Source organism: Nonomuraea sp. NPDC050404 (assembly GCF_040655495.1).
Taxonomy (GTDB): Bacteria; Actinomycetota; Actinomycetes; order Streptosporangiales; family Streptosporangiaceae; genus Nonomuraea.
Genome location: NZ_JBFAKB010000008.1, coordinates 137,083 through 151,537, shown reverse-complemented (window position 1 = coordinate 151,537; position 14,455 = coordinate 137,083). Strand labels below are relative to the sequence as shown.

The window sequence follows — 14,455 nt, the reverse complement described above, 5'->3', positions numbered from 1 at the left end:
GTGGACGCTCTTCGCATAATGTCCACCGTGTGAGTCAAGATCGGGCCTCGGTGGCCCACGCCGCCGGGGCCGCGACGAACGTCTGGACCCGCCCCCAGTTATGGTGGCGGGTCGCGCTGGTCACCGCGGGCGTGGCGGGCATGCTCACCGGCAACCACCGCATCCACTTCTTCACCACCCAGAGCAACCTCATCCTGCTGGGCTACTACGCCGGTGTCCTGTACTGGATGGTGCGCCGCCGTACCACGGACCCGGCCGCGCCCCGCCTGCGCGGCGCGGTCACGTTGTGGGTCATGATCACCTGCCTGGTCTCGCACTTCGTGACCAACCACGGCGAGAACCCGCTGCCCGGCCTGGTGGACGGCGACGCGGCCACGCTGCTGGCCAACCGGTCGATCTTCCTGCTGCACTATGTCGTGCCGCTGATGGCGCTGGCCGACTGGCTGCTCTTCGGCCCGCACCGCGTCGTGCCGTGGCGGGACCTGCCGCTGTGGCTGCTGTTCCCCCTCGGTTACGCGGTGACGTCGGTGTTGCGGGCGGTGTTGTTCCCGACGGCGCCCAACCGGTATCCGTACTTCTTCCTTGACCCGTCCGAGAACGGGTACGGCTGGGTCCTGCTCTGGCAGGTCATGCTGGGGGTGGGCATCGCCGGGCTCGGGGCGGTGCTCCTGGCGCTGGACCGGCTGGCGTCCCGGCCCGCCGCCGCCGTGCCGGTCGCGGAGCCGGAGAAGGTGGTCACCTGACGGCGGCCTTCCTGAACGCGTCCAGGGTACGCTCCACCATCTCCGCGACGCCCCGCGAGCCGAGCATTTGGAGCGGGGCCACCTTCGCCGGGCCGAGCCCCTTCCACCTGACCCGGGGCAGTACGCGAGGACGACTTGATCTCAACATTGGTTGAGGTTCTACCGTGGTGCATCACACCTACGGAGGAGAACCACGATGCTTCTGAGCACCGGCCTGCCCACCGACGACAGGGGCGTGCCCGACGTGACCAGGGCCCGCCACCTTGAGCAACTCGGCTACGACGCCGTCGGCATGGCGGATGTGATCATCGGGGACGGCAGCCCCGGCCCGGACCCCGCCCTCGTCCTGGCCGCCGCCGCGACCGCCACCGAACGGATCGGGCTGGAGTTCGGCGTGCTCAGCCTGCCGCTGCGGCCGGTGGCCTGGGTGGCGGCGCAGGTGCAGACGCTGCAGCACCTGTCGGGCGGCCGGGTGCGGCTCGGTGTGGGGATCGGCGGCTTCCCCGGCTCGCCGTTCTGGCGCGCGGTCGGCGCGCCGACCGTCGGCCGTGGCGCGTGGACCGACGCCGCGCTGCGCGTGCTGCCGGACCTCATCGGCGGCCAACCCGCCAGGGTGGGTGAGGACGAACTCACCCTCGGCCCGGCCGCCGCCGTGCCGCCGATCCTGGTCGGCGGCAACTCGGAGGCGGCCATGCGCCGCGCGATCCGGTACGGCAACGGCTGGGCCCCCTCCCTCATCACCCCGGCCGGCCTGGCGGCCAAGATGACGCGGCTGCGGGAACTGGCCGACGAGCTGGGCCGGCCGGTGCCGTCGGTGTCGGTGGGCGGTCACGCCATGCTGAGCGGCGACCGGGCCGCCCTGGACTCCTTCATCGGCTCCCTGACCGGGGTGCACGGCATGCCGGAGGAGGAGGCGCGGCAACTCCCGGTCACCGGTGGCGTGGCGGAGGTCGCCGAGCGGCTGGCGGCGTACGCGGAGGCGGGGGCCGACGGGGTCGGGCTGGGGCTGGACGGCGGGGACTGGATGCGGCAGGCCGAGACCCTCGCGCAGGCGCGGGAGCTCGTGGCCGGTCAGGGGCGGTGAGGCGGCTCGGTCGCGCGCAGGGCCTCCTCGTACTGACGGCGGGCGAAGACGAACGGCCCGAGGGCGGACAAGCCCCAGTCCCTGTGGTTGTTACGGAATCCCGACCAGCGGACCTCCGTCTCCGTGATCTCGATCCTGGCCAGCAGCGCCCAGCACTCCGCGATGCCGCATGTGCATCCGAGCAGCCGGCGACCGATCAGGTGTCAGTCGCAGACGCGCAGGCCACCACCCGCCGGTTCCCTGAAGGACCTCCTGGTGATCTGGCCCGCCGAGTTGATCCACGCGTACTCGACCTGGTAGGTGACCCACATCCCGCCCACCACGGGGCACTCGACGAACGGTCCGTGGCCCTCGTCTGTTTCCGGCCAGAATCCGCCCCAGCCGTCGGCGTCGAGCCGGCCATCGACGGACACGATGGACACCGAGTAATCCGCCCCACCGGCGGTGTCCCTGACCGTTGCCCAGGCGCGGAGCCGCCTGTTGCCGGCGTCGTAGTTCAACCACATGTGGAGCCTGACCGCCGACCCATGCCAAGCTTCGTGCACGGTGACGGCGGCGTCGGCTCGGCCCGCGTTCACGGCCAGCATGGAGATGATGAGCACGCCGAGCATGAGAACTCGCTGAAGGACGAGAGCCGATTTACTCGGAAGCTGCCAGATCGTCTGGTATCTCACGACCCCTCCTCGGTGAGGTCCTGATCTTTGATGGCTGCGCTCTTCTGCGACCAGTTGAACACCGGGCAAGCGGCCCGTACAGAGCGCTAGGTGAGCGTGCTCAGGAATTCCTGTACGGCGGCGGCGAAGGCCGGCGGGTCGTCGTCGTGCGCCCAGTGGCCGCAGCCCGGCAACTCCCGCAGCACGGTGCCGGGTCTCTCCGAGGCCATCCGCCTGGCCATGCTCGTGGGCAGGATGAAGCTGTCCAGCCCGTGCACGAGCAGGGCCGGGCAGTCGGAGCCGAGCCAGTCCGCCCACCAGTCGCCGACGAGTGCCCGCTGCGAGGCCACCATGTCGTCGTAGTCGAACAACAGCTCCCAGCCGCCGGCACGCTCGACGGCGCTCTCCAGGAAGTAGGTAGCGTCGGGGATGCCCTGCGCCTCGATGGCCCGGCGCAACCCGTCCAGCGTGGCGGAGCGGCGGGGCCAGCCGCGTACGTCGAGGACGGGGTGCTCGATCTCGGGCGGCCGGTTGAGCGCGCCGCCCTCCTCGACGATCAGCGCGCTTACCAGGTCGGGGTGGCGTGCGGCGAGGCGGAAGGCGACCACGCCGCCCATCGAATGCCCCAGCACGACGACCGGCCCCAGGCCGAGCCCGCGCAGGAACGCGGCGGCGTCGGCCACGTAGGCGTCGGGGCCGAAGTCACCGTCGCCGCGCTCGCTGCGGCCGTGACCGCGCTGCTCCAGGGCGATCACGCGGTGGCGGGGGGCAAGGGCGCGGGCCAGCGGCGCAAAGGCACTGGCCCGGCCGAAGTGACCATGCAACGCCAACACCGTCACCCCTTCGCCACCTCCCTCCGCCGGCTCGCCATCGGCCCCCACCCTCTGGCCGCTTCGCTCCGAGTCCTCTCGCCCCAGCCGGTCGCCGAGTGCCTCTGCTCGCCCGGCGGGCCAGGAGTCGAGCCATGCCAGCCGCAGACCTCGCACGGTCGCGTATTTCTCCGTCATCATCGGTCAATCCGTCCTTTCGGAATCGTCAGGTTCATGCAGGAGAAGGGCGGTCAGCACCGCGCTGCCGGCCGCCAGGCACGCAGTGACGAGGGCGGCCGTACCGAAAGCGTCGGTGAAGGCGGTGGTGGCCACGGCGGCCAGCCGGTCGCCCTCCGGCCCGCCCAGGTTCCGGGCCGCGTCCAGCACTCCGGAGATGGAGCGCGGGACGGCGGTTCCGGGATCGAGGAGGGTGGCGAGCCGGCCGCCGGCCAGGCCGCCGAGCACGGCCACGCCGAGACTGCCGCCGAGTTTGAACGCGGTCTCGTTTACCCCGCCCGCCGATCCCGACCGGGCCGCAGGGGCCGAGGCCATCATGGCAGTGCCGGCCGCGTTCACCGCGACGGCGTTGCCCGCCGCCAGCACGGCCAGCCCGCCGATCAGCAGGACGAGCTCACCGGTACGGATCCCGCCCGCCATCGACGCCGCCCCCGCCGCCAGCACCGCCAGCCCGGCCGCCGCCGTGCGCCGCGTGCCGTACCGGGCGATCGCCCTGACCACCAGCGGCGCCATGCCGAGCTGGGCGGCGGCCACCGGCAGCAGGAGCAGGGCCGCCTCGGACGGGGAGTGGCCGCGCACGTCCTGGAGGTACTGGGTGAGCAGGAACAGCACGCCCATCAGCGCGAAGAATCCGGTCCCTGCGGCGAGCGCGGCGGGCCAGAAGGACCGCCTGGCGACCATGCGCAGGTCAAGCAGAGGAACAACACCCCGCCGCCCGCCCTCATCGGCATCGCGCCGGCGGTCCTCGGCAGCGCCCCGGGCGGTGGCTTCTGTTTGCGCGACCCGCCACTGCCGCACGGCGAACCCCGCCAGCAGTAGTGCCGCCACCCCCGCCTCTCCCAGAGTGACAGGGCTGGCCCACCCCCGGTACGGGCCCTCGATCACCGCGTGCACCATCGCCACGAAGCCCCCCGACACCAGCAGCACCCCGAGCACGTCGAACCGCCCCTCCACACGGCCGCCGGCCGGTACCCCCGGCGGACCAGGCGCAGCGGGCGAGCCGGGAGCAGCAGGCGGACCAGGGGCGGCTGGTACGACCCGGACGATGGCCACCCAGGCGCCCGCCAGCACGACCACGTTGGCCACGAACAACGATCGCCAGCCGAAGTGCTCCACGAGCAGCCCGCCCGACAGCGGCCCGAGCACCACGCCCAGGCTCGCCACGACACCCCACGCCGCCAGCGCTTTGGGCAGTTCGGAGCGGGGGAAGACCGTTCGCAGGATCGCCAGCGTGGCCGGCGTGATCATCGCGTTCCCCGCCCCCTGCACGACCCGGGCGGCGATGAGCTGCTCAGGCGTACGCGAGAGCACCGCCAGGATCGAGGCCAGCGCGAACACGCCGAGCCCGGCCATGAGCACGCGCCGCCCGCCGGCCCGGTCGGTCAGCGCCCCCATCGCGATCAGCAGGGACGCCAGGGCCAGCACGGCGGCCTCGGTGATCCATTGAAGCTGTGCGGTGGTGGCGCGCAGGTCCAGGGCGATCGACGGCAGCGCGATCGTCACCGCCATCACGCTCACGCTCATGACGAGCAGCGCGGCGCACAACGCGGCCAGGATCGCGCGCCGCCGGGGATGACCTTCCCCGGGAAACCGGGCGGTGGCCACGTGCGGGCTCATGAGAAACAACCTCCAGGGCGACGGGTCCGCAAGCATAACGACCGTCATGTTAATTATGCAAAACACTCGTCATGCAAATAGGCTGGACGTTCCCAGGAGGACGGCCCGGCGCACGGGACGTCCCACTTGGAGCCGTCGTCCCACCTGGAAAGGAAGCACCGTGGCCAGGCCCCGCGATCCGCAGCGCCGTACCGAGCTTCTCGACGCGATCGTCGACTACCTGGCCGAGAACGGCATCTCCCACCTCTCCCTGCGCCCGCTGGCCAAGGCGCTGGGCCACAGCACGTACGTGCTGACCCACCACTTCTCCGGCAAGGACGAGCTCATCAGCGCGGTGCTCGCCCACCTCTTCCAGCGCCAGCAGGGCCGGCTGGCCGCACTCCCCGGCCCAGCCGAGGACGGCGGCAGCCTCGGCGACGTCGTACGGGCCTCGTGGGCCTGGCACATGAGCGAGGACCTGCCCATGGTCCGGCTGCTGCTCGAGATCGAGGGCCTGTCCGCCGCGGGCCGCCTCACCGGTCCGTACGTGCCCAGGATGCTCGGCGACCGGGCCGGATTCGTGGCCGACGTGCTGCGCGCCCACGGCGTGCCCGAGGAGGCGGCGCTGCGCAACGCCACCCTGCTCAACGCCGCGTACGCGGGGTTGCAGGTCGACTACCTGACCACCGGCGACAAGGACCGCGTCGAAGCGGCACTGAACGAACTCGCCGACACCGCCGACACGTGGACCCGCTTGTAGGGTGCGACGTATGAGCCAGCGGCACTGGATGAACGCCGGCCACGCAGACTCCACCACGCGGGACGGCGAGCACACGGTCTCCAGCACATGGGATGTCGGCCGCAAGAACCCCACCACGTGGGACGCCGGTCACGCTGACTCTCTCAGGTGGGATGCCGCCGCCGCGGTGCTGTGTGTGCTGGTGTTCTGGCTGCCGACGCTTCCCCACCGCTCCCCCTGGCCGGCGGCGGGCCTGATCGCGCTGCTGGTCGCGGGTCTGCTGGTGCGGTCGCGGTGGCCGGCGGCCGCGTTCGCCGCCGTCACCGCCGCGACCCTGGCGGGTGCCGCGCTGGGCATGACGCATGATCCGTTCGTCGCCTCGGCTTGGGTCCTCTATCGCCTGGCGCTCACCCACGGCAGCGACCGCTCGCTCAAGGCCGTCGCGGGAACGGGCGGAGTGACGATCGCGACCGTCGTGTTCCTCGGCACCGCCGACGCCGAAGGCACCGTTCGCTACACGCTCCTGAGCCTGCTCGCCCTGGCGGGCGCGTGGGTGCTCGGCAGCACGACGCGCCGTGCCGCGCTCCAGGCCGAGCAGGCGATGCTCGCGGAACGGCAGGCGGCGGTGACGGCCGAACGGCTGCGCGTCGCACGCGAGGTCCACGACATCGTCTCCCACTCGCTCGGCACCATCGCCGTCACGTCAGGCGTCGCCGCCCGTACGGACGACCCCGGCCGCATGCGTGACCGGCTCGGCCGGATCGAGACGGTCAGCAGGCAGGCCCTGGACGACTTACGCACCACGCTCGGCGCGGTCCGCGACAGCGGCGAAGGCGCCGAACGCCACCCTCAGCCGGGCATCCCGGACCTGTCCGCCCTGGTGGACCGCGTGCGGGACAGCGGCGTCGCGGCCACGCTGACGGTGCGGGACCTCGGAGTGGTTCCCGCCGCCATCGGACTGGCCGTCTACCGCGTCGCACAGGAAGGACTGACGAACGCCGCCCGCCACGCCCCCGGCACCCGCTGCACGGTGACCTTGCACGGTACGCCCGGCGCCCTGCACATATCGATCACCGACGACGGCCCGGCCTCTGCACCCTCACACCCCACCACCAGCCCGGCGTCCGCGCCCCCTCGTTCCGCTGTCGGCCCGGGTTACGGGCTCGTCGGGTTGCGGGAGCGGGTCGAGTTGCTCGGTGGCCGTCTCACCGCGAGTCCCCGTCCCGGGCGAGGGTTCGAGCTGCACGCGGTCATCCCCCTTCCGGAGGCAGGACGTGCCTGATCAGAACGGCGACGGCAACAAGATCTCGGTTCTGGTGGCCGAGGACCAGGACCTGCTGCGTTCCTCACTGCTGGAGCTCATCGCCACCGACCCCCGCCTGGACCCCACCGGCGAGGCCCGCGACGGCCGGGAGGCGGTCGCGGCGGCCTCCCGCCTGCGCCCCGACGTGGTCCTGATGGACATCCGCATGCCGATCATGGACGGGCTCGACGCGACACATGCCATCTGCGCCGCCCTCCCCCGCACCAAGGTCGTCATCCTGACCACGTTCGACCTCGACGAGTACGTCTACGAGGCGTTGCGGGCCGGCGCCACCGGCTTCCTGCTGAAGAACGCCGGAACCGAGGAGATCCTGCGCGCCGTGCACATCGCCCACGAGGGCAACGCCATGCTCGCCCCCGAGGTGACCAGGCGCATGATCGCCGGCCTGGCCGCAGGAAAGGCGCGTCCCCGGCCGGAGCGCCTGGCAGGGCTGAGTGAGCGGGAGCGGGACGTGGTGGCGGCGATCGTACGGGGCCTGTCCAACGACGAGATCGCCGCCGCGCTCTTCCTCAGCCGCGCCACTGTCAAGACCTATCTGAGCAGGCTGTTCCTCAAGCTCGGCGTACGCGACCGCACCCAGCTCGTCATCCTCGCCTACGAGTCCGGCTTCGTCGACGCCCAGCGGAAGGCGAACAATGCGCCAGTCGCCCAGCAGCGGGCGAACGATGCGCCACCCGCCCAGCGGCCGAACGGCCGATGAGCCACTCGCCGATCGGCCGAACGACCAATGGGCCGATTGCCCACCGCCCGGGCGACCTGATGGCCGGTCAGGTGCTGAGGGGTGATCCCACGCGGTGCAGGGTGCCTTCGGGGTCGACGTAGGCGAACTCGCGCAGGCCGTAGTCGGTGTCGGTGGGTTCCCCGAGCCGGCCTTCGACGCCGGCCGCCACCCACTGGGCGTGCAGGGCGTCCGCGTCCGAGACGTACAGGTAGACGGCCCCGCCGGTCCGGAGCGGATCGTGCTCGTCCCATTCGGTCAGGTGCAGCGACACGCTTCCCCGCTCGGCGAAGGCGTAACGATCGCCGCCTTCGTAGGCCCGGACGCTGAAGCCGAGCCGGCGATACCGCTCCATCGAGGCATCCAGGTCCCGCACCGGCAGCACCGGGGCCACTTCCTCGAAGTCCACCTCATCGGTCATCGGGAACCCCCCTCGTCGTGGTGTCCGTTCCGATCATATGGGTGCGCCGGGAACGTTCGGCCGGGAGCGCGCCGGTAGGTGTCAACCTTTGGCCGACGCGCCGGTACGGCCCTGCCTGACACGCTGAAAACCATGATCGAAATCGTCGGCCTCACCAAATACCACGGCGGGAAAGCCGCCATCCAGGACGTCTCCTTCGCCGTCCGCCCCGGCCGCGTCACCGGCTTCCTCGGCCCGAACGGCGCGGGCAAATCCTCCACGTTGCGCATCCTGCTCGGGCTCGACCGCGCCGACGCGGGCAGCGCGCTCATCGGCGGCCGGCCGTACCGCAAGCTGCGCAATCCGCTGCGCACGGTCGGTTCGCTGCTCGAAGGCAGCGGCGCGCACCGCTCCCGCACCGCCCGCGCGCACCTGACCTGGGTGGCCCGCACGAACGGCATCCCCACCGATCGGGTGGAGGAGGTCATCGAACAGGTCGGGCTGGCGCACGCGGCGCGCAAGCGGGTCGGCGCGTACTCCCTCGGCATGGGGCAGCGCCTGGGCATGGCGGCCGCGCTGCTCGGCGAGCCGGACGTGCTCGTGCTCGACGAACCCGTCAACGAAGCCTTTGAGCCACGTGCTCCTTCGCCGGGCGAAACCTCTGAGCTACGTGCTCCTTCGCCGGGCAGGCGGAAGGTCCGAGTCGCCCCTCTCCTCCGTCCGGCCAGGTGCCTGGGGGTCTGCTCACCGTCCCGGGCCCGGGGAGCCGATGAGGTGGGCCAGGCGTCGGGCCTCCAGGACCAGGCGGCTCGATCCCTTGCGGGCGGCGACCGCCGCCACCTGCGGCAGGTGCGCGCGTACGCCGGCGATCCTGGCCGCCCGCGCCCCCGCCGCCAGCAGGTCCGCCACCCCGGCGCGCGGCCGCTCGCCCTCCTTCGGCAGCAGCCCTTCCAGCACGTGCGCGATCACCGCCCACACCGCCTCGTACGCCCCGGCCTGGGTGGCGTCGTCGAGGGCCGACACCACGCGGTTCAGCTTGACGAGGTCGGCCGTGACCAGGGCCGTGATCGCCTCCGCCAGCTCGCGCGCCGGCACCTCACCCCGCGCCGCCAGGGTGAGCAGGGCGTCGGTGGCGGCGGCCCGTTCCGCGGCTCTGGCTCGGCCCATGCCGCTGACCAGGGCGTGGGCCATGGCGGGGCCGGGCGGGCCGTCGCCGTGGGCCAGGACCGCCAGCACCTGCGTCTGCTGGTCGCTCGCTTCCATGGAGGTCACCAGGTGGCCGATCAGGTGGGCGGCGGCGAACTCGCGGTTGGCGGGCAGGACGAGTGACCACCAGGTCAGCGCGTAGGTGTGGCCGTCCCGCAGCTCGAACAGGTCACGTACCTGCTCGGGCAGGCCGGGGGCGGGCGGGGTGAGTTCGACTGATAAGTCCTGCCACTGCCAGCTGTGCACGGCAGGGCGTACGGACACGCTGACCCCAGGGTCGGCCAGCCCGCCGTCCCGCATCCACGCCGCGCACCTGCGGCCCGCCTCCGACGTCAGCCGGGCCGCGCGCTCCACGTCGGACGGCGAGCAGCGGCGCGGCAGCCGCAGCAGGGCCTGGGCCAGGTCGGCGGGCAGGGCCCGCACTCCTTCAGCCTCCAGCAGTTCGAGTCGGTCGAGCAGCGCGGAAGGGTCGAGGCCGCCGGTGCCGGCCGTGGGCGTGGCCAGCAGGACCGGGTAGCCGGTGCCCTCCTCGAAGGGGGTCACCAGCTCCAGGGCGCGGCGATGGTAGAGCCGCTCGGGCGCGCCGGGCATCCACGGGTTCCGCCGCCTGGGCGCCGCACCCGTCAACTCCTTGCTGTCCTGCGGGGAGGCGAAAGCGAGGAATGCCCGGTACACCGCGTGCCGGACATTGTCGTAGACCTCGTCGGCGTAGTAGCCGTACGCGGACGGCTCGAACGGCTGGCACCAAGGTCGCAGGGCCGCGCGCAGCCGTTCGGGGTCCCGGTGCGACCATTCGGCCAGGCCCGCGAGGAGGCGTTCGTAGCAGTACGCGTCGGCCCGCCAGGAGTAGGCGGCCAGCTCACGGGCCAGCTCTTCCGGCGAGGCGATGGGCGGCGGCATCGCCGGGCCCCGGCCCGCAGTCAGCACGGGCGTGTCGGGCAGGTCGGGCGCGGCGATGCCGCCCCCGTACGCCGCCGAGATCTTCTCCCGCAGCTCTTCCGGCAGCTCCGCCGCCGCCTGCCTGATCGCCTCGCGGCCCTCGGGCCCCGCCTTCGGCGCGAGCTTGACGGCCAGCCGCACGGCCCGCTCCTGCAGCGCCAGCGTGTCCTGGATGAGGATCTGCGACAGCGCCGCCAGCACGGTGTCGGCCCGCCCCGCGTCGCGCAGCACCGCGTCGCCCGCCCACGACAGCGCCGCGCGCAGCAGCTTCTTCTCCGGCCGGAACGTCAGCGACTCCAGCGCCTCGGCGAACAGTTCCTCCTCCAGCCGTCCCGCCTCCTCCAGACGGCGTAGCTGCGCCAGCGCCACGTCGGCCACCGCGACGGGACCGGCGGGCAGCAGGGCGGTGTAGTCCCTGGCGTGGCGGGCCGATTCGTCGATGTCGAGGTCGAGCCGGTCGTGCAGGCCCGCGAGCTCGACCGGCGCGCCCGGGCCGTCGCGCAGCAGCCTTCGCAGGACTCCTTCGATGACGGACGTACGGTCCAGCGCGCCTTGGCCGAGGAGCGTCATGACCGTCTCCACGACGCGCCACAGGCCGATCCCGGCCAGGCCGTCGATCTCGAAGATGCGCGGGCCGTAGGCGGCGAACAGCGGGTCGGCCGGGTCCGCGCGGGGGCTCAGCGTACGCAGCCAGCCAAGCTTGAACGCGTCGTCGTCCGGCGGATCGATGCCGTGCTCGCGTACCAGCTTGGCCACCACCTCCCAGTACAGCAGGTCCGGCAGCCGGGTCCTGGCGGCGATGCGGCGGGCCACGTCGGCCTGCCACTCCACCGGCCGCAGGCGCAGCAGCTCGACGACGCGCCCCGGGTCCACTGAGTAGGCGCTGCGCCAGTTGAACTCGCGCCTGAACATCCACGCCGTCACGGCCGCCGCGCCGCCCAGGCAGGCCACTCCGGCCAGCAGCGGTGGCCGTACCTGCCCCGACCAGTCGCCCCAGCCGGGCGTGCGGGACTCCCTGGCCAGGTAGGCGGGCAACTGGGCGGCGACCTCCTTGCGGCCGCCGGCGTCCAGTTCGGTGACGTGGCGGAGCACGCCGCTCTCGTCCCACTCCTTGAACAGCTTGAGCAGATCCTCCCACGCGTTCACGCGCGCCCCTCCCCGCTGCCAACGGCGCGCCCTCGCTGCGCCTGCCATTGCGGGGACACTAGCGGCCGGCCACGACAATTCCCGGATCACTGAAACAATGAAAACCGTTGTCAGGGACGTGTCATACTAAGTCCCCTTCGTAATCAGGGGGGACCGGATGACGCAGAGGGCGACCCCGGCGGACCAGGCCGGCGACGTCTCTGCCACCGCGCCCGAATCCGAATCCGGTGCCGGTGCCGGTGCCGGTGCCGGTGCCGGTGCCGGTGCCGGTGCCGGTGCCGGTGCCGGTGCCGATGGCGGGCGCGATGCCGACGCCGGGTCCAGTGCCAGCGCTGCAGCCGGGCCCGGAAGCGAAGCCGGACTCGGGGGCGGCAGTGAAGCCGGACTCGGGGGCGAACGCGGGGGCCAGGGATGCGAACGCGGGGGCTGGGGAGGGTTGCCGTGGGCGTTCGTGGTGCTGGCCGGGCTGTTGGTGGTCGGCAGGTTCGTGTTGGCGCCGCACCTGACGGACCCGGCGCTGCGGACCTGGGCCACGGTGTTCGTGGCCGTGTGTGTGCAGGCGCTGCCGTTCCTGGTGTTCGGGGTGATGTTGTCGGCGGCGATCACGGCGTTCGTGCCGCCGTCGTTCTGGACGCGGGCGCTGCCCCGGCGGCCCTACGCGGCGGTGCCGGTCGCGGGGGTGGCGGGGGCGGTGATGCCGGGTTGCGAGTGCGCGTCCGTACCGGTCGCCGCGGGGCTGATGGCGCGCGGGGTGGCGCCACCCGCGGCGCTGGCGTTCCTGCTCGCCTCCCCGGCGATCAACCCGGTGGTACTGGTGGCCACCGCGGTCGCCTTTCCCGGGGAGCCGTCGATGGTGGTGGCGCGGTTCTGCGCCTCGCTCGCGGTGGCCGTGCTGGCGGGCTGGATCTGGGCGCGGTTCGGGAGCACGAGGTGGCTGCCCGTGCCGCGCCGCCCGGCCGGGCACGGGCAGGGCGGCCGATGGGGCTCGTTCGTGGACTCGATGTGCCACGATCTCATGCACGCCGGCGGGTTCCTGGTGGTGGGCGCGCTGGCCGCGGCCACGCTGAACGTAGTGATCCCGCGCGAGTGGCTGACCGCCGTGGCCGGGATTCCGGTGGTGTCGGTGCTGGTGCTGGCGCTGCTGGCGGTGCTGCTGTCGATCTGCTCGGAGGCCGACGCGTTCGTGGCTGCTTCGCTCACGGCGTTCTCGCCCACGGCGAAGCTGGCGTTCCTGGTGGTGGGGCCGATGGTGGACCTGAAGCTGATCGCACTGCAGACCGGAACCTTCGGCGGAGCCTTCGTACGGCGATTCGTGCCGCTCACGCTGGTCCTGGCGATCGGCGTAAGCTTCGCGGCCGGATGGGCGCTGCTGTGAGCGGGCGATCCCAGGCGAGTCTGCTGCTGGTGCTGGGGGCGACGGTGCTGGCGGTGTCGGCGTTCTCGGGGATGTACGCCAACTACGTCAGGCCCGGTTTCCGGCCGGCGCTGGTGGCGGCCGGTGCCGTGCTGGTGCTGGTGGCCGTGTTGTCGTTCCGGCGCGAGCAGCGTGCGCCCAGGGTGGCCTGGCTGCTGGCGGTTCCGGTGTTCGCGATCGTGCTGGTGGCGCCGCCGGCGCTCGGCTCGTACGCGGCCCGCCGTGGCGACGCCGCTCCCCCGCCGGCCGCCGATCACCGGGCGCTGGGCGCGGGGGTGACGGACCTGACGCTGGGCGACTTCATCGGGCGCGCCACCGCGGGCGGCTCACTGGCGGGCCGCCGGGTCGGCCTGACCGGTTTCGTGGTGCGCGCGCGAGAGGGCTGGTACGTCGCCAGGATGCGGATGGCCTGCTGTGCCGCCGACGCGTTCGTACTGGAGGTGGCCGTCGAAGGGGCGTCGGCGCCGCCTGAGGACACCTGGGTCCGGGTCACCGGCACCTGGGCGCCCGGCAGACAACCCGCCATCAGGGCCTCCGAGGTGCGGCCGGTCGAGCGGCCGGAGGAGCCGTACGAACTGCTGTGAGACCTCAGCGCTTGCGCCAGTACCCGCAGAACATGATCTGCTCCTTCGGCACCCCGCTGCGCACCCAGTGCCGCCGCAACCCCGTGGCCAGCGCGGACTCCCCCACCACCCAGCCGAAGAACGGCTCCTGCGGCACCGGCAGGGCGCACGCCGCCGCCAGCGCCCGGGCTCCGGGGGCGGCCGTGTGGTCCTCGCGTACCAGCCAGGTCACCTCGACCCCCTCCGGCGCCCGCAGCACCTGCCGGTCCTCCGCCGAGGGGATCTCGATCAGCGCGTGCCCCAGCGTGTCGCCGGGCAGCGAGGCGAGGATGCCCGCGAGCGCCGGCAGCCCGCTCTCCTCGCTGACCAGCACCACTCGCCGCGTCCCTGAAGGCGGGTTGAAGCCGATGCCCTCGTCGATGATGGCGGCGCTGTCGCCGGGCTCGCAGGTCTCGGCCCACGTCGCGGCGGGCCCGGCCGTGCCGTCGGCGGCCGTGCCGTGCAGGACGAAGTCGACGTCGATCTCCGGGCCCTCGGGGCCGTCGGCGCGGTAGGCGCGTACCGAGTAGTTGCGCAGCACGGGGCGGGAGGTCTTGGAGATCGTCAGGTACTTGGCGAAGCCGAGGGCGGTGAGCCGGTCGGGCAGGCGGGTCAGTGAGTCGGCCGCGATGGGCAGGAAGAGGCGGAACCACTGGTCGAAGCCCATGGGGACGAAGTTCTTGATGTCGCCGCCGCCGAAGGTGACCCGGGCGAAGTGCGGGGAGAGGCGTTCGCGGCGCAGGACGCGCAGGGTGATCAGTTCGGAGGTCTGGGGCTTGATCCTGGTGCTGTTGAGGTTGTTGCCGGGCAATGCGGGCTCCTGGTCGTCAGAGGGTTGGGGGCGC

Annotated in this window: 13 protein-coding genes and 1 pseudogene; 8 read left to right on the top strand and 6 right to left on the bottom strand. The window is 72.6% G+C overall.

Features of this window, described 5'->3' with window-relative positions:
- Positions 1-29 precede the first annotated feature (29 nt).
- Entirely contained in the window at positions 30-743 is a 714-nt protein-coding gene (locus tag AB0I81_RS23825) for a Pr6Pr family membrane protein (protein ID WP_360660051.1), read from the top strand.
- A 196-nt stretch (positions 744-939) separates the two neighbouring features.
- Entirely contained in the window at positions 940-1,827 is an 888-nt protein-coding gene (locus AB0I81_RS23820) for an LLM class flavin-dependent oxidoreductase (protein ID WP_360660049.1), read from the top strand.
- 203 nt (positions 1,828-2,030) lie between these two features.
- Here the strand turns inward: AB0I81_RS23820 and AB0I81_RS23815 are convergent, their stop codons facing one another.
- The 3 genes from AB0I81_RS23815 to AB0I81_RS23805 form a co-directional block, all read right to left on the bottom strand.
- Complete coding sequence (locus AB0I81_RS23815) at positions 2,031-2,501, bottom strand: hypothetical protein (RefSeq protein ID WP_360660047.1); 471 nt, start codon at positions 2,499-2,501, stop codon at positions 2,031-2,033.
- An 86-nt stretch (positions 2,502-2,587) separates the two neighbouring features.
- Entirely contained in the window at positions 2,588-3,490 is a 903-nt protein-coding gene (locus tag AB0I81_RS23810; RefSeq protein WP_360660045.1) for an alpha/beta hydrolase, read from the bottom strand.
- Positions 3,491-3,493: 3 nt separating this feature from the next.
- A complete protein-coding gene (locus AB0I81_RS23805; protein WP_360660043.1) occupies positions 3,494-5,143 on the bottom strand; it encodes an MFS transporter in 1,650 nt (549 codons plus the stop codon).
- Positions 5,144-5,303: 160 nt separating this feature from the next.
- Between AB0I81_RS23805 and AB0I81_RS23800 the strand changes: the two genes are divergently transcribed.
- From AB0I81_RS23800 to AB0I81_RS23790, 3 genes are read left to right on the top strand one after another with little or no spacing between them, the layout of a single operon-like run.
- The gene (locus AB0I81_RS23800) at positions 5,304-5,882 is read left to right on the top strand and encodes a TetR/AcrR family transcriptional regulator (RefSeq protein WP_360660041.1); all 579 of its coding nucleotides are present in this window, start codon (positions 5,304-5,306) and stop codon (positions 5,880-5,882) included.
- 10 nt (positions 5,883-5,892) lie between these two features.
- Complete coding sequence (locus AB0I81_RS23795; RefSeq protein WP_360660039.1) at positions 5,893-7,143, top strand: sensor histidine kinase; 1,251 nt, start codon at positions 5,893-5,895, stop codon at positions 7,141-7,143.
- On the top strand, positions 7,136-7,885 hold the full coding sequence (locus tag AB0I81_RS23790) for a response regulator transcription factor (RefSeq protein ID WP_360660037.1): 750 nt from the start codon (positions 7,136-7,138) through the stop codon (positions 7,883-7,885). Before AB0I81_RS23795 ends, AB0I81_RS23790 begins: the two co-directional genes overlap by 8 nt.
- Positions 7,886-7,952: 67 nt before the next feature.
- Here the strand turns inward: AB0I81_RS23790 and AB0I81_RS23785 are convergent, their stop codons facing one another.
- On the bottom strand, positions 7,953-8,324 hold the full coding sequence (locus AB0I81_RS23785; protein WP_360660035.1) for a VOC family protein: 372 nt from the start codon (positions 8,322-8,324) through the stop codon (positions 7,953-7,955).
- Between the two features lie 132 nt (positions 8,325-8,456).
- On the opposite strand from AB0I81_RS23785, the pseudogene AB0I81_RS23780 reads away from it, so the two are divergent.
- Positions 8,457-8,924 (top strand): annotated as a pseudogene (locus AB0I81_RS23780) (ATP-binding cassette domain-containing protein); the annotation flags it as partial.
- 123 nt (positions 8,925-9,047) lie between these two features.
- Here AB0I81_RS23780 and AB0I81_RS23775 read toward each other — a convergent pair.
- Entirely contained in the window at positions 9,048-11,594 is a 2,547-nt protein-coding gene (locus AB0I81_RS23775) for a DUF6493 family protein (RefSeq protein ID WP_360660033.1), read from the bottom strand.
- A 466-nt stretch (positions 11,595-12,060) separates the two neighbouring features.
- Here AB0I81_RS23775 and AB0I81_RS23770 point away from each other — a divergent pair, with 466 nt between their 5' ends.
- Both AB0I81_RS23770 and AB0I81_RS23765 read left to right on the top strand, forming a co-directional pair.
- Complete coding sequence (locus tag AB0I81_RS23770) at positions 12,061-12,969, top strand: permease (protein WP_360660713.1); 909 nt, start codon at positions 12,061-12,063, stop codon at positions 12,967-12,969.
- The gene (locus tag AB0I81_RS23765) at positions 12,966-13,592 is read left to right on the top strand and encodes a TIGR03943 family protein (RefSeq protein ID WP_360660031.1); all 627 of its coding nucleotides are present in this window, start codon (positions 12,966-12,968) and stop codon (positions 13,590-13,592) included. Before AB0I81_RS23770 ends, AB0I81_RS23765 begins: the two co-directional genes overlap by 4 nt.
- A gap of 4 nt (positions 13,593-13,596) precedes the next feature.
- Here AB0I81_RS23765 and AB0I81_RS23760 read toward each other — a convergent pair whose 3' ends face one another.
- On the bottom strand, positions 13,597-14,421 hold the full coding sequence (locus AB0I81_RS23760; protein ID WP_360660029.1) for a siderophore-interacting protein: 825 nt from the start codon (positions 14,419-14,421) through the stop codon (positions 13,597-13,599).
- Positions 14,422-14,455 lie beyond the last annotated feature (34 nt).